Raw genomic sequence first — 24901 nt, 5'->3', positions numbered from 1 at the left:
CTTATATTCAAAAAAACAATACTATACTCTTATAATAATTTTATATTAGGGGTCTAAAATGTCAAATGTAATTGGAAAAGTAGCAAGTATCCAAGGTAAGTTTTATGCAAGAGCGGAAGATGGTTCACTGAGAGAAGTTTCAAAAGGTGACGAAATTTATGAAGGTGAGACTATAGTTGGAGACCCCGCAAATCAGGATATTGACAGTATTATTGTAAGTATGATTAATGGCTACCCGGATGTTGTAGTTATGGGTGATCAAGAACAGCTTTTTGATTCTTCTCTTAGCTCTGAAGAATTTGCAAAAAATGAGATAGAGACTCAACCAGATTCAATTAAATCAATATTAAATGATCTTGGTGAAGCAGATGATATTGATAATCTTGAAACTGCAGCTGGCGAAGAAGGTAATGCTGTATCATCTGATGGTGGAGAGGCAAACTTTACTGAAGCTAATAGTGAAAATATAGATATTGTAGAATCAAATAATGCAAATTCAAATATAACAGCAAGTCTGAGAGATCGTTCATTTGATTCAGGTACTGCAACAAATACAGGCGCTCAAATAGAGATCCTTCCAGATGTAGCAGCAGGCTTAGTAACTGCAGCAAATAATGCAGCACCAGCTAATAATGTAGCAAACACTGTAGTAGCAGATGCACAAGCAGCAGCAAATAGTGCAGCAGATGCAGCAAACACTGCAATAGCAACTGCAGAAACAGCAGTTAATACTCTAGAAGCAAACACTAACCCAACAGCAGCAGATATCGCTACTGCCCAAAACGCAATTGACGCAGCAGACGCAGCAATAGTTACGGCTACAACAGCAGCAACTACTTATGAAAGTTCAGCAACTGCAGCTGGTGAAACAGTTGTAGCTACAACAGTAGTTGGAACTACTACTACTGCTCAAGCTGATTTAGATACAGCAGTTGCTGCAGAGATAGATTCAGATGCAGCAGTATCAGACTTATTAGCAGCAGCTAATAGTGCAGCAGATGCAGCAAACATTGCAATAGCAGATGCAGAAGCAGCAGTTGATACTCTAGAAGCAAATGATAACCCAACAGCAGCAGATATCGCTACTGCCCAAAACGCAATTGACGCAGCAGACGCAGCAATAGTTACTGCTACAACAGCAGCAACTACTTATGAAAGTTCAGCAACTGCAGCTGGTGAAACAGTTGTAGCTACAACAGTAGTTGGAACTACTACTACTGCTCAAGCTGATTTAGATACAGCAGTTGCTGCAGAGATAGATTCAGATGCAGCAGTATCAGACTTATTAGCAGCAGCTAATAGTGCAGCAGATGCAGCAAACATTGCAATAGCAGATGCAGAAGCAGCAGTTAATACTCTAGAAGCAAATACAAACCCAACAGCAGCAGATATCGCTACTGCCCAAAACGCAATTGACGCAGCAGACGCAGCAATAGTTACTGCTACAACAGCTGCAACTACTTATGAAAGTTCAGCAACTGCAGCTGGTGAAACAGTTGTAGCTACAACAGTAGTTGGAACTACTACTACTGCTCAAGCTGATTTAGATACAGCAGTTGCTGCAGAGATAGATTCAGATGCAGCAGTATCAGACTTATTAGCAGCAGCTAATAGTGCAGCAGATGCAGCAAACATTGCAATAGCAGATGCAGAAGCAGCAGTTGATACTCTAGAAGCAAATGATAACCCAACAGCAGCAGATATCGCTACTGCCCAAAACGCAATTGACGCAGCAGACGCAGCAATAGTTACTGCTACAACAGCAGCAACTACTTATGAAAGTTCAGCAACTGCAGCTGGTGAAACAGTTGTAGCTACAACAGTAGTTGGAACTACTACTACTGCTCAAGCTGATTTAGATACAGCAGTTGCTGCAGAGATAGATTCAGATGCAGCAGTATCAGACTTATTAGCAGCAGCTAATAGTGCAGCAGATGCAGCAAACATTGCAATAGCAGATGCAGAAGCAGCAGTTGATACTCTAGAAGCAAATGATAACCCAACAGCAGCAGATATCGCTACTGCCCAAAACGCAATTGACGCAGCAGACGCAGCAATAGTTACTGCTACAACAGCAGCAACTACTTATGAAAGTTCAGCAACTGCAGCTGGTGAAACAGTTGTAGCTACAACAGTAGTTGGAACTACTACTACTGCTCAAGCTGATTTAGATACAGCAGTTGCTGCAGAGATAGATTCAGATGCAGCAGTATCAGACTTATTAGCAGCAGCTAATAGTGCAGCAGATGCAGCAAACATTGCAATAGCAGATGCAGAAGCAGCAGTTGATACTCTAGAAGCAAATACAAACCCAACAGCAGCAGATATCGCTACTGCCCAAAACGCAATTGACGCAGCAGACGCAGCAATAGTTACTGCTACAACAGCAGCAACTACTTATGAAAGTTCAGCAACTGCAGCTGGTGAAACAGTTGTAGCTACAACAGTAGTTGGAACTACTACTACTGCTCAAGCTGATTTAGATACAGCAGTTGCTGCAGAGATAGATTCAGATGCAGCAGTATCAGACTTATTAGCAGCAGCTAATAGTGCAGCAGATGCAGCAAACATTGCAATAGCAGATGCAGAAGCAGCAGTTGATACTCTAGAAGCAAATGATAACCCAACAGCAGCAGATATCGCTACTGCCCAAAACGCAATTGACGCAGCAGACGCAGCAATAGTTACTGCTACAACAGCTGCAACTACTTATGAAAGTTCAGCAACTGCAGCTGGTGAAACAGTTGTAGCTACAACAGTAGTTGGAACTACTACTACTGCTCAAGCTGATTTAGATACAGCAGTTGCTGCAGAGATAGATTCAGATGCAGCAGTATCAGACTTATTAGCAGCAGCTAATAGTGCAGCAGATGCAGCAAACATTGCAATAGCAGATGCAGAAGCAGCAGTTGATACTCTAGAAGCAAATGATAACCCAACAGCAGCAGATATCGCTACTGCCCAAAACGCAATTGACGCAGCAGACGCAGCAATAGTTACTGCTACAACAGCAGCAACTACTTATGAAAGTTCAGCAACTGCAGCTGGTGAAACAGTTGTAGCTACAACAGTAGTTGGAACTACTACTACTGCTCAAGCTGATTTAGATACAGCAGTTGCTGCAGAGATAGATTCAGATGCAGCAGTATCAGACTTATTAGCAGCAGCTAATAGTGCAGCAGATGCAGCAAACATTGCAATAGCAGATGCAGAAGCAGCAGTTGATACTCTAGAAGCAAATACAAACCCAACAGCAGCAGATATCGCTACTGCCCAAAACGCAATTGACGCAGCAGACGCAGCAATAGTTACTGCTACAACAGCAGCAACTACTTATGAAAGTTCAGCAACTGCAGCTGGTGAAACAGTTGTAGCTACAACAGTAGTTGGAACTACTACTACTGCTCAAGCTGATTTAGATACAGCAGTTGCTGCAGAGATAGATTCAGATGCAGCAGTATCAGACTTATTAGCAGCAGCTAATAGTGCAGCAGATGCAGCAAACATTGCAATAGCAGATGCAGAAGCAGCAGTTGATACTCTAGAAGCAAATGATAACCCAACAGCAGCAGATATCGCTACTGCCCAAAACGCAATTGACGCAGCAGACGCAGCAATAGTTACTGCTACAACAGCTGCAACTACTTATGAAAGTTCAGCAACTGCAGCTGGTGAAACAGTTGTAGCTACAACAGTAGTTGGAACTACTACTACTGCTCAAGCTGATTTAGATACAGCAGTTGCTGCAGAGATAGATTCAGATGCAGCAGTATCAGACTTATTAGCAGCAGCTAATAGTGCAGCAGATGCAGCAAACATTGCAATAGCAGATGCAGAAGCAGCAGTTGATACTCTAGAAGCAAATGATAACCCAACAGCAGCAGATATCGCTACTGCCCAAAACGCAATTGACGCAGCAGACGCAGCAATAGTTACTGCTACAACAGCAGCAACTACTTATGAAAGTTCAGCAACTGCAGCTGGTGAAACAGTTGTAGCTACAACAGTAGTTGGAACTACTACTACTGCTCAAGCTGATTTAGATACAGCAGTTGCTGCAGAGATAGATTCAGATGCAGCAGTATCAGACTTATTAGCAGCAGCTAATAGTGCAGCAGATGCAGCAAACATTGCAATAGCAGATGCAGAAGCAGCAGTTAATACTCTAGAAGCAAATACAAACCCAACAGCAGCAGATATCGCTACTGCCCAAAACGCAATTGACGCAGCAGACGCAGCAATAGTTACTGCTACAACAGCTGCAACTACTTATGAAAGTTCAGCAACTGCAGCTGGTGAAACAGTTGTAGCTACAACAGTAGTTGGAACTACTACTACTGCTCAAGCTGATTTAGATACAGCAGTTGCTGCAGAGATAGATTCAGATGCAGCAGTATCAGACTTATTAGCAGCAGCTAATAGTGCAGCAGATGCAGCAAACATTGCAATAGCAGATGCAGAAGCAGCAGTTGATACTCTAGAAGCAAATGATAACCCAACAGCAGCAGATATCGCTACTGCCCAAAACGCAATTGACGCAGCAGACGCAGCAATAGTTACTGCTACAACAGCAGCAACTACTTATGAAAGTTCAGCAACTGCAGCTGGTGAAACAGTTGTAGCTACAACAGTAGTTGGAACTACTACTACTGCTCAAGCTGATTTAGATACAGCAGTTGCTGCAGAGATAGATTCAGATGCAGCAGTATCAGACTTATTAGCAGCAGCTAATAGTGCAGCAGATGCAGCAAACATTGCAATAGCAGATGCAGAAGCAGCAGTTGATACTCTAGAAGCAAATGATAACCCAACAGCAGCAGATATCGCTACTGCCCAAAACGCAATTGACGCAGCAGACGCAGCAATAGTTACTGCTACAACAGCAGCAACTACTTATGAAAGTTCAGCAACTGCAGCTGGTGAAACAGTTGTAGCTACAACAGTAGTTGGAACTACTACTACTGCTCAAGCTGATTTAGATACAGCAGTTGCTGCAGAGATAGATTCAGATGCAGCAGTATCAGACTTATTAGCAGCAGCTAATAGTGCAGCAGATGCAGCAAACATTGCAATAGCAGATGCAGAAGCAGCAGTTGATACTCTAGAAGCAAATACAAACCCAACAGCAGCAGATATCGCTACTGCCCAAAACGCAATTGACGCAGCAGACGCAGCAATAGTTACTGCTACAACAGCAGCAACTACTTATGAAAGTTCAGCAACTGCAGCTGGTGAAACAGTTGTAGCTACAACAGTAGTTGGAACTACTACTACTGCTCAAGCTGATTTAGATACAGCAGTTGCTGCAGAGATAGATTCAGATGCAGCAGTATCAGACTTATTAGCAGCAGCTAATAGTGCAGCAGATGCAGCAAACATTGCAATAGCAGATGCAGAAGCAGCAGTTGATACTCTAGAAGCAAATGATAACCCAACAGCAGCAGATATCGCTACTGCCCAAAACGCAATTGACGCAGCAGACGCAGCAATAGTTACTGCTACAACAGCTGCAACTACTTATGAAAGTTCAGCAACTGCAGCTGGTGAAACAGTTGTAGCTACAACAGTAGTTGGAACTACTACTACTGCTCAAGCTGATTTAGATACAGCAGTTGCTGCAGAGATAGATTCAGATGCAGCAGTATCAGACTTATTAGCAGCAGCTAATAGTGCAGCAGATGCAGCAAACATTGCAATAGCAGATGCAGAAGCAGCAGTTGATACTCTAGAAGCAAATGATAACCCAACAGCAGCAGATATCGCTACTGCCCAAAACGCAATTGACGCAGCAGACGCAGCAATAGTTACTGCTACAACAGCAGCAACTACTTATGAAAGTTCAGCAACTGCAGCTGGTGAAACAGTTGTAGCTACAACAGTAGTTGGAACTACTACTACTGCTCAAGCTGATTTAGATACAGCAGTTGCTGCAGAGATAGATTCAGATGCAGCAGTATCAGACTTATTAGCAGCAGCTAATAGTGCAGCAGATGCAGCAAACATTGCAATAGCAGATGCAGAAGCAGCAGTTAATACTCTAGAAGCAAATACAAACCCAACAGCAGCAGATATCGCTACTGCCCAAAACGCAATTGACGCAGCAGACGCAGCAATAGTTACTGCTACAACAGCAGCAACTACTTATGAAAGTTCAGCAACTGCAGCTGGTGAAACAGTTGTAGCTACAACAGTAGTTGGAACTACTACTACTGCTCAAGCTGATTTAGATACAGCAGTAGCAGTAAGTGTGGAAGATGATGAAACGATAAATATGGGTAATGATCAATCAGAAGCTCATGGCGGAAATGGTAATGATACGATAAATATGGGTGATAATGCAGAAAATCAAGAAGCTCATGGCGGAAAAGGTAACGATACTATCGACGTAGGTGGTAAAGACTTTAAAGCTTATGGTGAAGCTGGTGATGATACATTTAAACTTGATTCTAATGACTTTAAATCGGCAGGTGGTTCTGGCAATGGAACATTTGGTCATGGTGGCTCTGGTTCTGGTAATGGAATGTTTGGTTCTGGTGGTCCTGGTAATGGAATGTTTGGTCATGATGGTGGAAGTAATAACAGTGAAGGTACAGATTTAGAAGGTAGCAATGCTCTAATAGATGGTGGTGAAGGTTTAGATACATTAGTAATAGATGATGGAATGGATATAGATTTTAGTGCTTTAAGTGATAATATTTCAAATATTGAAACTATAAACTTAGGAGATGGAGCTCAAAACATCACTTCTCTTTCAACAGAGGATGTACTTAATGTTACAGATACAGACAACATTCTTAGAATTGATGGTGACAGTTCAGATAGTATAGAACTAAATACTGATGGCGAGGATGCTGAATGGACTTTAGGTAACTTTAAAACAGATGAAGAGACTGGAGCAACATATCAAGAAGCAACTGGCGATGTTTGTGGAGAGACAGTTACAATGGAAATCAGTACAGATATAACTATTGACCAAGGTTAAGTTTGATACTAAGAAACAGTTCTAAAAAACCAATACAAATAGATAGTTACAAAGTTCTAAGTCAGCTTGGAAAAGGTGGCTTTGGAACTGTTTTTCATGTATCTGATATTAGAAACTCTTCTAAGGAATATGCTCTTAAGTTTTTAAAGCATAATTCAAATATAAGAAGAATTCAAAAACAACTAAATGTACTTAAAATATTAAATACATCGGAGCTTTTTTTAAAAACATATTTAACTAAAAAAGTTTTAGGAAATTTATTTTTACTTATGGAATATAGTAATGATTTAAGTATAGATAAACTGGTAAAAAAAGGGACTTTTTCGGAGTCTTTAACATGTGAAATTTTATTAAAACTACTTGTTTCTTTAGAGTTTTTACATAAAAATAAAATAATTCATGGGGATATAAAAGCAGAAAATATTTTAAAAAAAGAAGATAGTTTTTATCTTATAGATTTTGATGTTGTAAAAACTGAGTCTCCCTCAAAAACTATACATATTCAAAATGATAATGATTTTACAGCTCCTGAGATATACAGAGGAGTTCAAACATATTTATCTGATATATACTCTTTGGGTTGTGTCATTTACTATATGTTAAGTGCTAAACACATTTATGGTTTTAAAAATGAAAATGATTTTTCCTCAAAAATGTTTTCTCACCTATACTCTGAACCTATACCTGATTCTAAGATATCAAAAAGAATGTTTTATCTGATAAAAAGAATGACAGACAAAAACTATAAAACAAGAGCCAATTTAGAGGAAATACGTGAAATACTGAAGACTAAGACTGTCTTTAAAGAAATTGCACAAAGTTATAAAAGTGTAAATATAGACAACTATCCCCATGAATTCGACAGATATAAATTTATGTCTGATGATGGCATCTCCTATGCCCAAAATGTATTTGGACTGATTCATGAAGAAGGTATTAATGTTAAACAAGATTTAAATAAAGCTATTGAACTTTATCAACTCTCAGCAGATCAGGGGCTTGCTAAAGCACAATTTAATCTGGCACTTTCCTATAAAATGGCTAAAGGTTGTAAGCAAAACTATTCTAAAGCAATAGAGCTTTTTACATACGCATCCAATCAAGAACACGATCGCTCACTTTATCATTTAGCAGATATGTATGAGAAAGGTCTGGGTTGTAAGATTGATATAAATAAAGCTATCTTAAACTATAAAAAATCTGCATATAATGGATATAAACCAGCTTATAAAAAATTAAAAGAGTTAGAAAATAACACACTATAAATTAGTATCTTAGTAAATAAAGATAAAAGTAAAAATGATTAAAAGATAAAAAAGGTAAGTAGTAAATTGATCAACTAGGCAGCGACCTACATTTCCAATCCTGCAAGGATCAGTATTATCAGCGATGAGAGGCTTAGCTTCTGGGTTCGGAATGGAGCCAGGCGTTTCCCTCTCTCTATAGCCACCTAGACAATCAAGTCTAAAGACATCGAAATGTACTTAGACTTGACTGTATGAGTCAATAAAGGGGTATTAATGAGAAATCTCATTAAGTTATGATTGTTAAAGTCAACATGTTTTGTAAATAACTACTATATGTATTTGGTAATACACTAAACAAGGTAGTGAACGAATTGTGTTCTAATAAAAGAACTGTAAAAAAGACAAACGTACTATTAGTACTGGTCAGCTAAACACATTGCTGTGCGTACACATCCAGCCTATCAAGCTTGTAGTCTTCAAGCGTACTTCAGGGAACGTTCATCTTGGAGTTGGCTTCCCGCTTAGATGCTTTCAGCGGTTATCTCATCCGTACGTAGCTACCCAGCGATGCTCTTGGCAGAACAACTGGTGCACCAGTGGTACGTCCAACCCGGTCCTCTCGTACTAGGGTCAGCTCTCCTCAACGTTCCTACGCCCACGGAAGATAGGGACCGAACTGTCTCACGACGTTCTGAACCCAGCTCGCGTACCGCTTTAAATGGCGAACAGCCATACCCTTGGGACCTGCTCCAGCCCCAGGATGCGATGAGCCGACATCGAGGTGCCAAACCTCCCCGTCGATGTGAGCTCTTGGGGGAGATCAGCCTGTTATCCCCGGCGTACCTTTTATCCTTTGAGCGATGGCCCTTCCACACAGAACCACCGGATCACTATGACCGTCTTTCGACTCTGCTCGACTTGTATGTCTCACAGTCAGGCTAGCTTATGCCATTATACTCTACGAGGGATTTCCAACCCCTCTGAGCTAACCTTTGTAAGCCTCCGTTACTTTTTAGGAGGCGACCGCCCCAGTCAAACTACCCACCAGACATTGTCCTCGCACAAGATAATTGTACGGAGTTAGCTATCAGAATATTCAAGGGTGGTATCTCAAGGATGCCTCATCATAAACTGGCGTCTATGAATCAAAGGCTCCCACCTATCCTGCACATGAATATCCCAATAGCAGTGTCAAGCTATAGTAAAGGTGCACGGGGTCTTTCCGTCTTTCCGCGGGTAGGAGGAATTTTCACCTCCACTACAATTTCACTGGATCCATTGTTGAGACAGCTCCCATCTCGTTACGCCATTCATGCAGGTCGGTATTTAACCGACAAGGAATTTCGCTACCTTAGGACCGTTATAGTTACGGCCGCCGTTTACTTGTGCTTCAATTCAAGCCTTCGCCGAAGCTAAGCAATCCTTTTAACATTCAAGCACCGGGCAGGCGTCACACCCTATACATCCTCTTACGAGTTAGCAGAGTGCTGTGTTTTTGGTAAACAGTCGGGAGGGACACTTTGCTGCGACCTTGAACCGCTTCAGAGAGTAAATCTCTTTACAGTTTAGGCACACCTTATACCGAAGATACGGTGCTAGTTTGCAGAGTTCCTTAACAATGGTTCTTCCACGCGCCTTAGAATACTCATCTCACCCACCTGTGTTGGTTTACGGTACGGGCAACCGTTGTTCTCGTTTAGAGGCTTTTCTCGGCACGACAGTATCATTGATTCAAACCGCTCTCCGAAGAGATTGGTCTGCCTGTAAGATCTCGGTCTCATGAGAAGCGGATTTTCCTACTTCTCGACCTACATCCTTCGACCCGCTATTCCATCAGCGAGCTCAATTAACTCTATGCGTCCCCCCATCACTCAAACGAACAACGGTCGGTATCGGAATATTAACCGATTTGCCATCGTCTACCCCTTTCGGACTCGACTTAGGTCCCGACTAACCCTACGATGACGAGCATCGCGTAGGAAACCTTGGGTTTACGGCGAAGGGAATTCTCATCCCTTTTCTCGCTACTCATGCCTGCATGCTCACTTCCATCCGCTCCAGCACTCCTTACCGGTGTACCTTCAGCGCTGAATGGAACGCTCTCCTACCACTTATGATAAATCATAAATCTAGAGCTTCGGTGCTTGTCTTAGCCCCGTTATATTTTCGGCGCAGAATCGCTAGACCAGTGAGCTGTTACGCTTTCTTTAAAGGATGGCTGCTTCTAAGCCAACCTCCTGGTTGTCACAGCAACTCCACATCCTTTTCCACTTAGACAAGACTTTGGGACCTTAGCTGCTAGTCTGGGTTGTTCCCCTCTCGACATAGGATTTTATCACCCTACGCCTGACTCCCGAGGTTACACGTATAGTATTCGGAGTTTGATAGGGTTTGGTACCGCGGTAAGCAGCCCTAGCCCTGTCAGTGCTCTACCCCTATACGCTAATGCTCGAGGCTATACCTAAATATATTTCGGAGAGAACCAGCTATCACTGAGTTTGATTGGCCTTTCACCCCTATCCACAAGTCATCCCAAGAATTTTCAACTTCTACGGGTTCGGTCCTCCACTGGCTCTTACACCAGCTTCAACCTGCTCATGGATAGATCACTCAGTTTCGGGTCTGCAGCATCTGACTATGTCGCCCTATTAAGACTCGCTTTCGCTACGGCTTCTCGTTCGATTAACCTTGCCAGATACCACAACTCGCAGGCTCATTATGCAAAAGGCAGTCCGTCACACTTGTCTTGCGACAATAGTGCTCCGAATGATTGTAAGCCATAGGTTTCAGGTTCTATTTCACTCCGCTCACCGCGGTCCTTTTCACCTTTCCCTCACGGTACTTGTTCGCTATCGGTCTAGTAGTAGTATTTAGGGTTGGAGGGTGGTCCCCCCATATTCAGTCAAGATAACACGTGTCCCGACCTACTCGTTCCTTAGTCTAGTACCATATAAATGTTTTCGCTTACGGGAGTATCACCCTCTATGCTCACTCTTTCCAAAGTGTTCTGCTAACAAATATATTATCACTAAGTGCCCTAATCCCATTTCGCTCGCCGCTACTTTGGGAATCTCGTTTGATTTCTTTTCCTTCAGGTACTGAGATGTTTCACTTCCCTGAGTTCGCCCAACCTAAGTTGTAACATGATTCGCACCATGCTGGGTCGCCCCATTCAGAAATCCCCGGATCAAAGCTCTTTGGCAGCTCCCCGAGGCTTATCGCAGCCTAATACGTCTTTCATCGCCTCTACTAGCCAAGGCATCCACCTATGGCCCTTAATATCTTTTTTATTCTAATTTGCGTTCACTACCTTGTTTAATGTACTAATACATCATTCAAGACAGATCCTGTTGATTTTGTAGTTATTTAGTTAATATAATTAATAATAGAATAAATTCTCTCTTTATTTATATATGTTGACTTTAACAATTATAATTTAATGAACTTTTTGGTTTAAAACCAAATCGAAATACTTAACTTAAGTACTTGGATTTAGTTTGAAACTTGTTTTAGAATTTAAAATGAAATGGTGGAGAATAGCGGGATCGAACCGCTGACCTCCTGCGTGCAAGGCAGGCGCTCTCCCAGCTGAGCTAATTCCCCATTTCAAGTGATAGATCACTGAAAACTAAGCAAGTAATAAACTAATAACTAACATCTCTTCGTGAGATTTTCTTTTGACAAGATAAACAAATGAATGTTTTCTCTTTACTCTAGAAAGGAGGTGATCCAACCGCAGGTTCTCCTACGGTTACCTTGTTACGACTTCACCCCAGTCGCTAATTCCGCCGTAAGTGGTAGCCTCCCGAAGGTTAGCTTCCCAATTTCGGGCGAAATCAACTCCCATGGTGTGACGGGCGGTGAGTACAAGACCCGGGAACGTATTCACCGTAGCATTGCTGATCTACGATTACTAGTGATTCCAGCTTCATGAAGTCGAGTTGCAGACTTCAATCCGAACTGAGAGACGCTTTATGAGATTGGCTCCACCTCGCGGTATCGCAACTCTCTGTACGCCCCATTGTAGCACGTGTGTAGCCCTAGCCATAAGGGCCATGATGACTTGACGTCGTCCTCACCTTCCTCCTCCTTGCGAAGGCAGTCTCCTTAGAGTGCCCAGCATAACCTGCTGGCAACTAAGGACGAGGGTTGCGCTCGTTGCGGGACTTAACCCAACATCTCACGACACGAGCTGACGACAGCCGTGCAGCACCTGTTTTCAAGTTCCCCGAAGGGCACCACTCTATCTCTAGGGTGTTCTATCAATGTCAAGGCTAGGTAAGGTTCTTCGCGTATCTTCGAATTAAACCACATGCTCCACCACTTGTGCGGGTCCCCGTCTATTCCTTTGAGTTTTAATCTTGCGACCGTACTCCCCAGGCGGAACACTTAATCTGTTAAGTGCATCACCGAGATGACAAGCATCCCGACGACTAGTGTTCATCGTTTAGGGCGTGGACTACCGGGGTATCTAATCCCGTTTGCTCCCCACGCTTTCACGCCTCAGCGTCAGTTATGTTCCAGGAGATCGCCTTCGCTTTCGGTATTCCTAGTGATATCTACGGATTTTACCCCTACACCACTAATTCCATCTCCCCCTCCCATACTCTAGGCTCGTAGTTTCAAATGCAGTTCTATGGTTAAGCCATAGGATTTCACATCTGACTTACGAGCCAGCCTACGCGTCCTTTACGCCCAGTGATTCCGAGTAACGCTTGCACCCTCCGTATTACCGCGGCTGCTGGCACGGAGTTAGCCGGTGCTTATTCATGAGCTACCGTCATTTTCTTGACTCATAAAAGGAGTTTACACACCGAAATGCGTCATCCTCCACGCGGCGTTGCTGCATCAGGGTTTCCCCCATTGTGCAATATTCCTCACTGCTGCCTCCCGTAGGAGTCTGGTCCGTGTCTCAGTACCAGTGTGGCGGATCATCCTCTCAAACCCGCTACCCGTCATTGCCTTGGTAGTCTCTTACACTACCAACTAACTGATGGGATATAGTCTGATCTCGAAGCGAAAAAACGTTTCCCGACTAAACTTGAGTTTAGAAGGTGTATCCAGTATTAATCATCGTTTCCAATGGCTATCCCGGTCTTCGAGGTACATTAACTATATATTACTCACCCGTGCGCCACTAATCCCCTAGCCTACCACAAGTGATAAGTTTCGGTTCATCGTTCGACTTGCATGTGTTAAGCACGCCGCCAGCGTTCACTCTGAGCCAGGATCAAACTCTCCATAATTGTTGTCCGAAGACAGATTATGTAAAGAACACATTGCTGTGCATTACTGATCTTTTGCCCAAGAATTAAAATTCATTGGCTTTGTTGCCATAAACCGCGTGAACAGTTTATGGACTTTTTTGTATGTATCTATTACTATAAGGGATCCAATAAATTGGATTCAAAATAGAATAGACGGTTGTTGTTAATTAGTTATTTCTAAGTAAACTTATTAATGAGCTAATTACTAACTGTTTCGTTAGTTATTAAGTCTATTTACTTGCTTAGTTTTCAATGATCTCAAACAATCTCAAAAGCTTCAACTCGAAGTCTCTCTAGCCCTCTTTAACAAGGTCTCTTTGTTTGTGGATGGGAATTATAGGGGGTTGTTGCTTAGAAGATTCTTAATCGGTTGGGAAGTTTGAGAGAAGTTTTGAAGTTGTTTTTAGTTGTAATTGGTTTGTGCGTTAAACTGCACAAATCCAACCGCCACCAATCAGCTTATCACCATCATAGAATACAGCGGCTTGACCAGTTGCTACACCAAATACACTCTCTTTTAGAGTTACTGTTGCTTTGTCATTTTCAATCTTTACATGACAAGGTACAGCTTTGGTTCTGTATCTCAACTTAACAGTAGTATCAAACTCATCTGAATCATCAAACATATTTAGATTTTCCAAAATCACATTATTGCATGCGAGTTCTTCTTTTTTACCTACAGTAATTTGATTCTTTTTAGCATCTATGCTTAGTACGTAGTGAGGTTCATGTGCACCTTTTACTGTAAAACCTTTACGTTTTCCAATTGTATAGTGCATATAACCTTTATGTTCACCTACTACATTACCATCTTGATCAAACACTTCACCTCTGTTATCTACATCTACATAATCTTTTAGTAAGTCTGTATATGTAGTTTCAACAAAACATATCTCACTTGATTCACCTTGAGATGCAAAAGACTCTAGACCTTTAATAGATGCAGCAAATTCTTTTATATCACTTTTATGTCTGCTTCCAAGTGGAAAAATAAGCTTAGACAAAATATTTTTTTGAACGTAAAATAGAAAGTAACTCTGATCTTTAGTATCATCTTCTGCTTGATAGAAGTATCTTCCATCTGTTTTTATATAGTGTCCTGTTGCTACATAATCTGCACCAATAGAGTCTGCAAACTTAACCATTTCACCAAACTTCAGGTTTCTATTACATAGTGCACATGGATTTGGTGTTTTACCTTCTGCATAAGTATCAATAAATGGCTGAAATACTTTTTCATTAAATGTGTCCTGTAAATCTAAGACATGAAGTTTCATACCGACAAAATTTGCAGCTTTTTGTGCGCGGGCAAGATGTATTTCATGATAGCCTGGTTTTGAGTGAAGCTTCATATATAAGCCCTCTACATCATAACCATCTTTCTTTAGTAAAAGAGCTGATACAGTTGAGTCAACTCCACCACTCATTCCAACTAATACTTTTTTTTTACTATTCATTTCTATATATCTTTGTGTTTTATATTTTTGTCTGTAGAAAACTCTGATAATGACTTACAATATTGTGAATCACCAAGGCCAGCTTCCTTAAGCATTTCAATCTGTTCTAATAATGATTGCTCAACCTCTTCAACTATTGCCTTTAAATCATCCGTTAATCTGATTATTTCAAAGTCTACATCATCTATCATACCATTATTGACCAACTTATTCTTAATAAACTCCATAAGCGGCTTATAAAAATCAACACCTACTACAAAAACTTTAACACCTGTTACTTTTCTTGTTTGAATAAGTGTTAAAGCTTCGAACAGTTCATCTAGAGTTCCGTATCCGCCAGGAAATATAACATATGCCATTGAATACTTGACTAACATTACTTTTCTTGAGAAAAAATAATCAAAACTTAATTCTTTTGTTGTGTATCTGTTCGCAGTTTGCTCAAACGGAAGATCAATATTTAAACCTATAGACTCAACATCTTTATGTTTATAAGCACCTCTGTTTGCACCTTCCATAATTCCAGGTCCACCACCTGTTATTATATTAAAACCACGAGAACCTAACATAGAACCTAATTTTTGAGCTTTTTTATAGTAAGAATCATTTTTATGTGTTCTTGCACTACCAAATATAGTAACTGTTGGTCCTAATTCACCAAGGTCATCAAAACCTTTTACAAAATCAGTAAGAATTTTAAAAACACTCCAAACATCAGCTGACTTTATATCTTTTATATATTTTTTTGCTAATTCATCTTTATAGGTTTTCATTCTTATGCCTTGAGCTGAGTTAATCGCTCTCTTTTTGACCCAATAGACGTAATTTGAACACCAAAGTTACCATCTACGATTACAACTTCACCTTGTGCTATAACATGATTATCTACTAAAATATCCAAAGGATCATTTGCTAGCTGATTTAACTCAATAACAGAACCAATATCCATATTTAAAACATCTTTTAATAACATTTTCTTTTTACCTATTCTAACACGAACAGGTAGTTTAACATCCATAATAAGTGAGATATTATTCATCTCTTCACCATTTAGCTTAATATCTGAAGTAAAGGTATCACCACCCATAGAAGGGGTATTTGATGAAAAACTATCATTGGTGTTTTCTGCAGTTTTTCCATCAAGTATACTATTTAGTTTTTCATCTAATATAAGCATAAATAGAGCAGAAAGTTCACCTAAAATGAATTTATAAACATACATTTTGCTATATTCTTCTAGACTTACTTCAGAGTCATCACTAACAAACTCAATACTATCAATTTTAAATGCTAATAGTGGTAGCTCTTTTTGAGCTGATAAAGAGTTACCAATTGCACCAAATATATTTGAAATTATCTCTTTTGAAGCATCTAAATCATCGTCACTTACATCATCTCTATCACTTGCTTCTTCACCCATCATCAAATCCGATAATGAAGCTGCAAGATTTGGTGTAAGAGCAACCATCGCGGTAGCTTCAATATCTCCACTAATACTTATTTTAGCTAGTACTATTGGAGGGATAATATTTGAGATAATACTTAAAGTTTGTTCCTCTTGTATCTCTAGTGTTGGCGCTTGACCAACAAGAGCTTCTACAGTACCAATTGTTTCATCTTCAAATAGTTTCATAAATTCATTCATTTATTTACCTTTCATTTTATTCTAACCATCTACTAGATCTCTAACTCCAGATATTTTCTCATGTCTTAAGTTTTCGAAATTTTCTAATGCACGTTTAACTGCATCTTTTTCTGTATCAATAACCTCTGAAATTTGTATGGATTTTCTAAATCTTCGCAGTCCTATTTCACCACGAAATCTTTCTTTGCCATCTATACTAACCGTTACAATATCATCTGCTGCACTTGAAAGTCGCACAATATCGCCGATATGCAGGTCTAGAACATCTTTCATTGTAAGTTCAGCATTTCCTAGGTTTGCTTCTACATTTACCTTTGCACCACCAAGCAAAACTTGCAGTTCTGTATTTCTACTTTTTTTAGTACTTGTTTCATTTAGCATCAAATCTCTACTTGCCAATTTAGGCAAAATAGGTTCTAAAGATATAACTGGGTAACAAATATTCATCATACCAGAACTATGGCCAATTATAATCTCCATAACTACCATTACAACAATCTCATTTTGAGCAACAATTTGAACAACATTGGGACTTGATTCTTTAGACTCGACTGTAGGATAAATCTCCATTACAGGTCCCCAAGCCTCTTTTAATGTACTCATCATAACACGAAGAATCGTCTCAAAAAGACTTAACTCTATATCTGAGAACTCTCTACTTGCATCAAAAGGCTCCCCTTTCCCACCCAAAAGACGGTCTAACATAGGAAAAGCAATAGATGGATTTATCTCTATTACACCACTTCCCTCTAAAGGTTTTACAGAGAAAACATTAAAACTCGTTGGATTTGGAAGTGACATAAGAAACTCACCATACGTCATTTGATCAACCGAGTGGAGTTGAATTTCAACAATCGAACGCATAATAGAAGATATTTGAGATGCTAGTGAGCGTGCCATCTTATCATGAACACCACGAAATGCACGTAACTGCTCTTTTGAAACCCTATTAGGTCTTTTAAAGTCGTAAAGAGTTACTTGTCTTTGAGGGAGAAGATTATCATCTGAACTCTCTAAGACATCATCACCTTCATCTTCAACAACATCGAGTAGTGCGTCAATCTCTTCTTGTGAAAGTATATCTGCCATATTACGCCCCTACACTTTCTTTAATTTTATGAATAACAGATTTATGAATCTGTGAAATTCTAGACTCTGTAATATCTAAAATTTCACTTATCTCTCTAAGTGTCAACTCTTCAAAGTAGTAAAACTGAATAATCATCTGTTCTCTTTCATTATATCCTGAGAGAACTTTTTTAATTATATCCACAAGTTCCTCTTTTTCAATAAGAGCTAATGCTGCACCTTCATCACCAACCTGAAGTTGATCATGTAGTGGCATAACTGTATAAATGGTAGATGCTATTCTAGCATCGTGAACCTTTTCTTCAGTTTCATCAAGCAACTCTGATAGTTGTAAATCCGTAGGCTCATCATCATGAGTAACTCTATATTCTTCAACTGCATAGTCTATCGCTTTTACAAGTTTTCTACTAGCACGAGATAAAATATCTAGGCTTCTTAAATAATCAAGCATTGCTCCATAAACTCTTTTATTTGCATATCCCCAAAAAGAATCGTTTAATGTCTCATCATATCTTCTTGCTAGTTTTATCAGCTCTTCTGTTCCAATAGCTGATAAATCCATATAGTCAATTGAACTAGGCAGTCTCTCTTTAAGTCTAAATGCCATTCCTTTTACTGCAGGCAAATATTGAATTGCGAGTTCATCTTCTTTATGCTTGATATCTTCATTATATGTAGAAATCATCTTTTTTGTCCTGACATCTCATTAGAGTTCATTTTAATTGCAGCATCTGTTATTTTGTAAACAGAGTCTATAAGCTTCTCTCTTTTATTTATCTCTTTTACAAAAAGATCTAAATCCATCTCATGTGATTCTTTAGGAAAGAAATAAGACTTTGCGGTAAACGTGTTGTAATATAGAGCAATCACAATATGTGAAAACAGATAAAAGAATATGGTTATAAAAAAAGTGTATAAAAGTAATCCCTCAGCATCAAAAGACTTTAATACACCAAAAATTATTCCAACAAAAAAGCCTTGAACTGTAAAAAAATATACAAAGTTTTCACCTAACATCCATGTACCCCAAAATATTCTTAAAAATGTCCCATCAAGCGTTTAAATAGCCCTGTTAATCCACTTTCGTTTGAACTAACCAGCATATTTCGTTCCAATCTAGTCGCTATTTTACTTGCTATTGCCGTTATATCCGTGTGAGGTTGAGAATTTGGATATAAAATACTAAAAAGAGCTCTACGCTTTACAGAAGAACTTACTTTTAGATCACTGTTGATTTTACCCATTAGTTGTAAATCCAAATTTTCGCCAATATTTGCTAATGCAACTTTACGAATCTTTTCAAAAACTGCTTGGGCTTCTTTTTCATTTTTGACTTGATTCATAATCAAGCCAATATCATTTCTTAAAGTTGCTACCGTTTTAATAGTCGCATAGGCGTCAGTAATTGCTGCTGGGTCAGGAACAGTAACAACTATAACATCATCAGCAGCATTTAAAAACATTTGAATATGATCGCCTATTCCTGCACCAGTGTCTATTATCATTACATCTAGTTTATCAAGAACTTGAGCTTCTTCCATAAATCTTTTAAAAAGTGCTGCATCTGCATATTTTAATATTTCGCTACCACTCTCACCCGGAATTAGAATCAGGTTTCTGGTAATTGGAATAAGGATATCACTAACGCTAGCTTCTCCTTTTAAAACATGCAGTATGTTCTTTTTAATCTTTACATTAAACATAACATCAAGATTTGCTAAACCTATATCAGCGTCAAATATACCTACATTTAAACCGCTTTGAGACAAAACATAAGCTAAGTTAGAGCTGATTGTACTTTTTCCAACTCCACCTTTACCACTAGTAATAGCAATAAATCTAGTTTTCTTTGATTTTTTTTGTAACTCTTTTGAATTAAAAGCAACTAGTTCTTCTAGTTTTTCAGCTTGATGGCCGATCATGCTTTACTCCTGTTAAAACCGTGAAGTAAACATTCTACTAGAAAATCACTACTCGCACATACTAAATCTTCCGGTACTTCTTGTCCAACAGAGAAATAACTAATAGGACTTTTTGTCTCATAAGCAAGTGAGAAAATATTTCCAAATCCCATAGTCTCATCAAGTTTTGTGAACATAACCGTATCTACATTTAGAGTAGAAAAATTCTCATAGGTAATCTTTAAGTCTTCATACTTAATAGAACTAGGCATTACTAAAACTACATCTACGTTATATTCTGTATCATTAGCTTCCAAGCACTCATAAATCTTTTCTATTTTATTTTTATCATATGGACTTGAGCCCATTGTATCTATAAGAATATAGTCACAGTATCTAAGTGAATTTAATGCAGTAGTAAACTCTGGAGGGTCAACAACAGTCTCAATTCCAAGTTTCATCATTCTAGCATATTGCATTAACTGCTCAACCGCACCGATACGGTAAGTATCTAAAACCACAAGTCCTACTTTATACTTTTTTTGTAATAGATATGAATATCGTGCAGCAAGTTTAGCTATTGAAGTGGTTTTTCCAACACCCGTAGGACCAACAAGCATAATAACTTTTTTAGTACCAGGAGTCGGAACACTCTCTCTTCTAATTGGAATCATTTTTCTAAGAAGAGTTTGAAAGTATCTCTTAACAGTTGAAGAGTTTTCTCTCATTTTGTGTGGCATATGCTCTAATGTCATTCTCATGATGCCATCAAGATGATCTCTATCCATACCACTCTGAGATGCTAGTCTATATATCTCAGCAAATTCTGATGGAATTTGACTTTCAATATCAGGAGATTTTTCATCCCAAAACATATTTTGAATCAATTTTACTTTATCGCCAAGTTTATTAATTTCTGACTTTATCTCTTTTAACTCTTTTGGCTCATATGTGTTAGGAGTTTTTTTCGGTACTCCATATTCATAAAGAGGATCCGTAACATTTGCTATTTCAGATATCTGCGCTGCAGCACTAGAAATGTCATAAAGGACATCTTCACTCTCTTGTCTTAATGGCTTTTGTTTTTCCAGAGGCTTTGATTTTTTTGGATAAGTTGCGTGGATATCATTACCGTCTATACCTACAACTATTTCATATAATGGCTCTCTGCCAAGTGATTTCTTTTGAATCTCGCGAGTCTCAATAAGCATACCGTTATCACCTATCTCAAGCTTAGCTTTTTTTAGAGCTTCAGAAGGGGTACGACCTGTAAATGTAAGTATCTTCATCTATTTATATCCGCCAATGGAATCACTACGCTCTCTCTTTCAAACCAACTTAAATGTGGTATGGTAAGTCTATCTGTTTTCATAAATCTACTATCAAAAAAGATGATATCCAAATCTAAAGTCCTTGGAGCATTTGCAAAACTTCGTTTGCGTGCAAATTTTTTCTCTACTCTGTGTAGGTACCCCAAAAAAGCTAACGGTTGCATGCTTACTTGAAGTACAATAATTGAATTTAAAAAATCTTCTTGATTCATAAAACCAAATGGAGGATTTTTCAAAATCAACGATGTTTGTAAAAGTTCAACTCTTTTATCTCTTTTAAAAAATGTAAAAAGATGTTCAAACCTTCTTTTAACATCTCCAACATTACCGCCTACACCAACTGTAACTCGGTAACGATGAGAACTTTTGGATCTACTTTTAGACCCAAAATGCAAGCCTTTAAAGGTTGTTAAACTATCTTTAAGCCTACGCTTTATATACACTATTTAGCTGCTGGCGCTTGTTGTTGCTTTTGCATTTCTTGAGCTGCTTGCATCTCACTCATGATTTGCAACATACCGACCATTGCCAAGTGGTAACCAAAAGGACCGAAACCAACAACAGATGATGTACAAACAGGTGCAATCATATTTTCTTTTCGAAATTCTTCGCGACGATGAATATTACTAATGTGAACCTCTATTGCAGGAAGGCCAACTGCTGAAATTGCATCTCTAATAGCTATTGAAGTATGAGTATATGCTGCGGCATTGATAATAATGCCATCAGCATCTCCATAACATTCTTGAACTTTATCTACGATCTCACCCTCTAGATTACTTTGAAAAAATTCTATTTCTATATTATTTTGTGTTGCAAATTCTTTCATTTGAGCGTGAATCTGCTCCAACTTCATTGGACCATATATATTTTGTTCACGAACACCAAGCATATTTAAGTTTGGACCCTGGATAACTACTACTTTCATTTCTTACCTTTTTTGTAAATATTAAAACTTTTAAGGAGATATTCTATCCAAAATAATATTAAAAAGAGTTACACAAAATCAATACTGTTCTTTTTTTTCTACTAGATTTTCGCAATCCATAATCATGTCATAAAGATCAATATCTCTACCAGAAAGACTGCATACATTTTTACCCGTAGCATCCACAAAGATAAAGGCCTCAGAATCATGAAATTTTTTATTCATATATTTTGAAAAAATAACGTATTTAGCTTCTTCCAATTCAGGTACTACTTTTGATATACGTTTAAACTTATCACAACTTTTCAAAAGTTTTTTTATAGACAAAACCTCACTCTGCAAACTATTTTTAAGTATATCTGTTAAATCAACAAGTTCTTCTTCTAAGTTTTCAAATTTTATAAACTTACTCATCACAATCTCCTTTATTGATAATCTCTTTAATTCAATTATATCATATTATATATTTCTATCTATATGTTTAAGAATGTTTGAATTTATATTATCGTAACATCTTGTAATACAACTACTAAATCAATTTAAAAAGAGAAAATTATGACTCAAAATCATTACAATGTAATTGTAATAGGCGGTGGTGTCTCCGGTGCTGCCCTATTTTATGAACTTGGTCGCTATACCGACATAAAAAACATATGTTTACTGGAGAAATACGGTTCTCTAGCATCACTAAATTCTAATGGATCTGCTAACTCACAAACCATCCATTGTGGAGATATTGAAACAAATTACACACTAGAAAAAGCTGCAAAAGTTAAAAGAACAGCAAAAATGGTAGAAAAATATTGTCTTCAATACGGCTATGAGAATAAAGTAATATTCTCACACCAAAAGATGGCTCTAGGAGTCGGTTATGAGGAAGTTGATTACATAAAAAATCGCTATAAAGAGTTTAAATCTCTCTATCCATACCTAGAGTTTTACACAAAAGAGCAGTTGGCTGAGATAGAACCTGCAGTTATTTTTGACAAAGATGGAAAAGAGCGTCCTGAAGATATCGTAGGAATGGGTGCACAAGGTGAATATACTACTGTTGACTTTAAAGCACTAAGCGATACATTTATTGATAACACTCTTAAGATAAAAGACAAAGTTACTGATATTTTTTTCAACAATGAAGTTAAAAATATCCAAAAGATTGGTAGTACTTATCATATTGAGACAACAATGAGTCAGTTTACTGCAGATTTTGTTGTAGTAGATGCAGGTGCTCACTCTCTATATCTTGCGCATCGAATGGGTCATGGACTTGATTTTGGGTGTCTTCCGATGGCTGGAAGTTTTTACATGGCTAATCGCAAGATTTTAAACGGTAAAGTTTATATGGTTCAAAATCCTAAACTACCTTTTGCAGCACTTCACGGTGACCCTGATATCTTAGTAAACGGATTTACAAGGTTTGGTCCAACTGCACTTATGCTACCTAAACTTGAACGTTTTAAGCCTGGAACTTACATAGATTTTTTCAAAACATTAAGACTTGACTCTACTGTTATTAAAATATTTTATGACTTATTTAAAGATTCTGATATTCGCAATTATGTACTAAAAAACTTTATGTTTGAAGTTCCATTTATAAACAAAAAACTATTTCTTCAAGATGCAAGAAAGATTGTTCCATCTCTTAGTGAAGAAGATATCTCTTATGCCAAAGGTTTTGGTGGTGTTAGGCCTCAAATACTTGATAAGAAAAACAAAAAACTTATGCTTGGTGAAGCCTCTATAAATACTGGTGAAGGTATCATTTTTAATATGACACCTTCACCTGGTGCTACATCTTGTCTTGGTAATGCAGTACGTGATGTAGAGTCAATCTGTAAATATCTTGGATTTACTTTTAATGAAAAACTTTTTAATGATGAGTTAGTAGAAGAACAAACTATACACGGAGATGAAGTATGACAACTCAAGATAAAATAAAAAAGAAACTTTTATATATTACAGATCAACAAGAGTATACTGATCATGGAACTATTGGTCCACTATTTAACGGTTATCTTAAACAATATTATGATGTAAATATTGTCTATTTTACAAAGTTTAAAAATAGTTTTCAGGCAAAAGGCACAGACTATGTAGTTCCTCAACAGTATAAAAAAGAGATATCTTCTTATATGGTCTCTAAAGGTGTAGATCTCTCTTCTTATGATTATGTATTTGTTCGTAATAAGCCAGATATTTTAAAAGATATTCTTGAAAATCGTGAAAAGTATGGATATAAAGTAGGATATAGACTCTCTTTTCCAAAAAGAGAAGAGATTTATGAAGCGTATAAGGCAAATAATAGCAATTCAATTATGGCAACTGTAAAAAATTATTTTACTAAACAAAGTAAAAAAAATCTTCTGGCTAAATGTGATTTGTTTATGCCAACGTCTAAAGATATGGAAGATACTTTTTATGCAGATACAGGGGTTAGAAGTTTTCCACTGCCGGCAGGATTAGACCCCGCAAGAATTACACCTCACCGCAAATCAGATGGAGATGAACGTCACTTTATCTATGTAGGAACACTTGATTCTCTTCGAGAGTTTGAAAAAGTTTTAGTTGCTTTTACTAAAGTTCACTCAAGTAACTGGCGTCTAAACATCTCAACACTAGATTCTGCTTTTGCAAGAAGTGTAATGGAAAAATATCCTTCAATTTCTGATAAAGTAAGAATTACTAAAGCAGATAGTTTAGATGAACTTATGGTTCAAATTGATGATTGTGACGTTGGAATTGCACTACTTCCTGATATCCCTATTTACTCAACTGCGATACCTGCAAAGGTTATGGATTATTATACTTGTGCAATTCCTACACTTTTAACTGATAATGCAAAAAATCGTACACTATTCACTGATGAAGATGCCCTGTTTTGTAATTTTGAAAGTGATGAAATCGTTGCTAAGTTAGAAAAAATCATAGATATGTCAGAAGAAGCAATTGCGAAAATGGGACATGCAGGACAAGACAAATTATTAGAGCATAAAAGAAACTACGAAATTATGGCAAAAGAACTTTATGAAGAGTTAGAATCACTTTAAAGTGACT

General features: G+C 38.2%; 15 protein-coding genes, 1 tRNA gene and 3 rRNA genes. 4 read left to right on the top strand and 15 right to left on the bottom strand.

Going from position 1 to position 24901, the window contains the following annotated elements; all coding sequences use genetic code 11:
• Positions 1 to 58 precede the first annotated feature (58 nt).
• Both ACLHDE_RS04780 and ACLHDE_RS04775 read left to right on the top strand, forming a co-directional pair.
• Positions 59 to 6982, top strand: coding sequence for a hypothetical protein (locus ACLHDE_RS04780; RefSeq protein WP_415398063.1), 6924 nt, complete (start codon positions 59 to 61; stop codon positions 6980 to 6982).
• A 2-nt stretch (positions 6983 to 6984) separates the two neighbouring features.
• Positions 6985 to 8247 (top strand): Sel1-like repeat-containing protein kinase family protein, encoded by a 1263-nt coding sequence (locus ACLHDE_RS04775; RefSeq protein WP_415398062.1) that lies wholly within the window; start codon positions 6985 to 6987, stop codon positions 8245 to 8247.
• 73 nt (positions 8248 to 8320) lie between these two features.
• Here ACLHDE_RS04775 and rrf read toward each other — a convergent pair.
• The 15 genes from rrf to ACLHDE_RS04700 form a co-directional block, all read right to left on the bottom strand.
• Positions 8321 to 8436 (bottom strand): 5S ribosomal RNA (rrf, locus tag ACLHDE_RS04770).
• Between the two features lie 185 nt (positions 8437 to 8621).
• Positions 8622 to 11518: ribosomal RNA gene (locus ACLHDE_RS04765) — 23S ribosomal RNA — on the bottom strand.
• 238 nt (positions 11519 to 11756) lie between these two features.
• Positions 11757 to 11832: transfer RNA gene (locus ACLHDE_RS04760), tRNA-Ala, on the bottom strand.
• A gap of 114 nt (positions 11833 to 11946) precedes the next feature.
• Positions 11947 to 13475: ribosomal RNA gene (locus ACLHDE_RS04755) — 16S ribosomal RNA — on the bottom strand.
• The 16S, 23S and 5S rRNA genes sit together here with 1 tRNA gene alongside, the layout of an rRNA operon.
• A 446-nt stretch (positions 13476 to 13921) precedes the next feature.
• The gene (gene mnmA / locus ACLHDE_RS04750; protein WP_415398061.1) at positions 13922 to 14953 is read right to left on the bottom strand and encodes a tRNA 2-thiouridine(34) synthase MnmA; all 1032 of its coding nucleotides are present in this window, start codon (positions 14951 to 14953) and stop codon (positions 13922 to 13924) included.
• 2 nt (positions 14954 to 14955) lie between these two features.
• A complete protein-coding gene (locus ACLHDE_RS04745; RefSeq protein WP_415398060.1) occupies positions 14956 to 15726 on the bottom strand; it encodes a TIGR00730 family Rossman fold protein in 771 nt (256 codons plus the stop codon).
• Between the two features lie 2 nt (positions 15727 to 15728).
• Positions 15729 to 16598 carry a flagellar motor switch protein FliY gene (fliY, locus tag ACLHDE_RS04740; protein WP_415398059.1) on the bottom strand — a complete coding sequence of 290 codons (870 nt, stop codon included), beginning with the start codon at positions 16596 to 16598 and terminating at the stop codon, positions 15729 to 15731.
• 21 nt (positions 16599 to 16619) lie between these two features.
• Positions 16620 to 17687 carry a flagellar motor switch protein FliM gene (gene fliM / locus ACLHDE_RS04735; RefSeq protein ID WP_415398058.1) on the bottom strand — a complete coding sequence of 356 codons (1068 nt, stop codon included), beginning with the start codon at positions 17685 to 17687 and terminating at the stop codon, positions 16620 to 16622.
• A 1-nt stretch (position 17688) separates the two neighbouring features.
• The gene (locus ACLHDE_RS04730; protein ID WP_415398057.1) at positions 17689 to 18372 is read right to left on the bottom strand and encodes an RNA polymerase sigma factor FliA; all 684 of its coding nucleotides are present in this window, start codon (positions 18370 to 18372) and stop codon (positions 17689 to 17691) included.
• Positions 18369 to 18704: a hypothetical protein gene (locus tag ACLHDE_RS04725; protein ID WP_415398056.1), complete on the bottom strand. Its 336-nt coding sequence runs from the start codon at positions 18702 to 18704 to the stop codon at positions 18369 to 18371. Before ACLHDE_RS04725 ends, ACLHDE_RS04730 begins: the two co-directional genes overlap by 4 nt.
• Before the next feature lie 20 nt (positions 18705 to 18724).
• Positions 18725 to 19609, bottom strand: coding sequence for a MinD/ParA family protein (locus ACLHDE_RS04720; RefSeq protein ID WP_415398055.1), 885 nt, complete (start codon positions 19607 to 19609; stop codon positions 18725 to 18727).
• Positions 19606 to 20877 carry a flagellar biosynthesis protein FlhF gene (gene flhF, locus ACLHDE_RS04715; RefSeq protein ID WP_415398054.1) on the bottom strand — a complete coding sequence of 424 codons (1272 nt, stop codon included), beginning with the start codon at positions 20875 to 20877 and terminating at the stop codon, positions 19606 to 19608. The genes ACLHDE_RS04720 and flhF overlap by 4 nt, the downstream gene beginning before the upstream one ends.
• A complete protein-coding gene (gene folK / locus ACLHDE_RS04710; protein ID WP_415398053.1) occupies positions 20874 to 21362 on the bottom strand; it encodes a 2-amino-4-hydroxy-6-hydroxymethyldihydropteridine diphosphokinase in 489 nt (162 codons plus the stop codon). Before folK ends, flhF begins: the two co-directional genes overlap by 4 nt.
• Positions 21362 to 21847: a type II 3-dehydroquinate dehydratase gene (gene aroQ / locus ACLHDE_RS04705; RefSeq protein ID WP_415398052.1), complete on the bottom strand. Its 486-nt coding sequence runs from the start codon at positions 21845 to 21847 to the stop codon at positions 21362 to 21364. Before aroQ ends, folK begins: the two co-directional genes overlap by 1 nt.
• Before the next feature lie 78 nt (positions 21848 to 21925).
• Positions 21926 to 22261, bottom strand: a complete 336-nt coding sequence (locus tag ACLHDE_RS04700; protein WP_415398051.1) for a hypothetical protein — start codon at positions 22259 to 22261, stop codon at positions 21926 to 21928.
• 141 nt (positions 22262 to 22402) lie between these two features.
• Between ACLHDE_RS04700 and ACLHDE_RS04695 the strand changes: the two genes are divergently transcribed.
• Together ACLHDE_RS04695 and ACLHDE_RS04690 are read left to right on the top strand one after the other, a co-directional pair.
• Entirely contained in the window at positions 22403 to 23767 is a 1365-nt protein-coding gene (locus ACLHDE_RS04695) for an FAD-dependent oxidoreductase (protein ID WP_415398050.1), read from the top strand.
• The gene (locus tag ACLHDE_RS04690) at positions 23764 to 24894 is read left to right on the top strand and encodes a glycosyltransferase (RefSeq protein WP_415398049.1); all 1131 of its coding nucleotides are present in this window, start codon (positions 23764 to 23766) and stop codon (positions 24892 to 24894) included. The genes ACLHDE_RS04695 and ACLHDE_RS04690 overlap by 4 nt, the downstream gene beginning before the upstream one ends.
• The last annotated feature ends 7 nt before the right edge of the window (positions 24895 to 24901 follow it).

The organism is Sulfurimonas iocasae, from assembly GCF_047716755.1.
Taxonomy (GTDB): domain Bacteria; phylum Campylobacterota; class Campylobacteria; order Campylobacterales; family Sulfurimonadaceae; genus Sulfurimonas.
This window is presented reverse-complemented; position numbering and strand designations above follow the sequence as displayed.

Excerpts from the sequence above, each read along its gene's own strand:
- aroQ (WP_415398052.1), bottom strand. The coding sequence starts at position 21,847 with ATGAAAGTAGTAGTTATCCAGGGTCCAAACTTAAATATGCTTGGTGTT.
- ACLHDE_RS04730 (WP_415398057.1), bottom strand. The coding sequence starts at position 18,372 with ATGATTTCTACATATAATGAAGATATCAAGCATAAAGAAGATGAACTC.
- ACLHDE_RS04725 (WP_415398056.1), bottom strand. The coding sequence starts at position 18,704 with ATGTTAGGTGAAAACTTTGTATATTTTTTTACAGTTCAAGGCTTTTTT.
- fliM (WP_415398058.1), bottom strand. The coding sequence starts at position 17,687 with ATGGCAGATATACTTTCACAAGAAGAGATTGACGCACTACTCGATGTT.
- ACLHDE_RS04695 (WP_415398050.1), top strand. The coding sequence starts at position 22,403 with ATGACTCAAAATCATTACAATGTAATTGTAATAGGCGGTGGTGTCTCC.
- flhF (WP_415398054.1), bottom strand. The coding sequence starts at position 20,877 with ATGAAGATACTTACATTTACAGGTCGTACCCCTTCTGAAGCTCTAAAA.
- ACLHDE_RS04745 (WP_415398060.1), bottom strand. The coding sequence starts at position 15,726 with ATGAAAACCTATAAAGATGAATTAGCAAAAAAATATATAAAAGATATA.
- ACLHDE_RS04720 (WP_415398055.1), bottom strand. The coding sequence starts at position 19,609 with ATGATCGGCCATCAAGCTGAAAAACTAGAAGAACTAGTTGCTTTTAAT.
- ACLHDE_RS04780 (WP_415398063.1), top strand. The coding sequence starts at position 59 with ATGTCAAATGTAATTGGAAAAGTAGCAAGTATCCAAGGTAAGTTTTAT.
- ACLHDE_RS04700 (WP_415398051.1), bottom strand. The coding sequence starts at position 22,261 with ATGAGTAAGTTTATAAAATTTGAAAACTTAGAAGAAGAACTTGTTGAT.
- ACLHDE_RS04690 (WP_415398049.1), top strand. The coding sequence starts at position 23,764 with ATGACAACTCAAGATAAAATAAAAAAGAAACTTTTATATATTACAGAT.
- fliY (WP_415398059.1), bottom strand. The coding sequence starts at position 16,598 with ATGAATGAATTTATGAAACTATTTGAAGATGAAACAATTGGTACTGTA.
- mnmA (WP_415398061.1), bottom strand. The coding sequence starts at position 14,953 with ATGAATAGTAAAAAAAAAGTATTAGTTGGAATGAGTGGTGGAGTTGAC.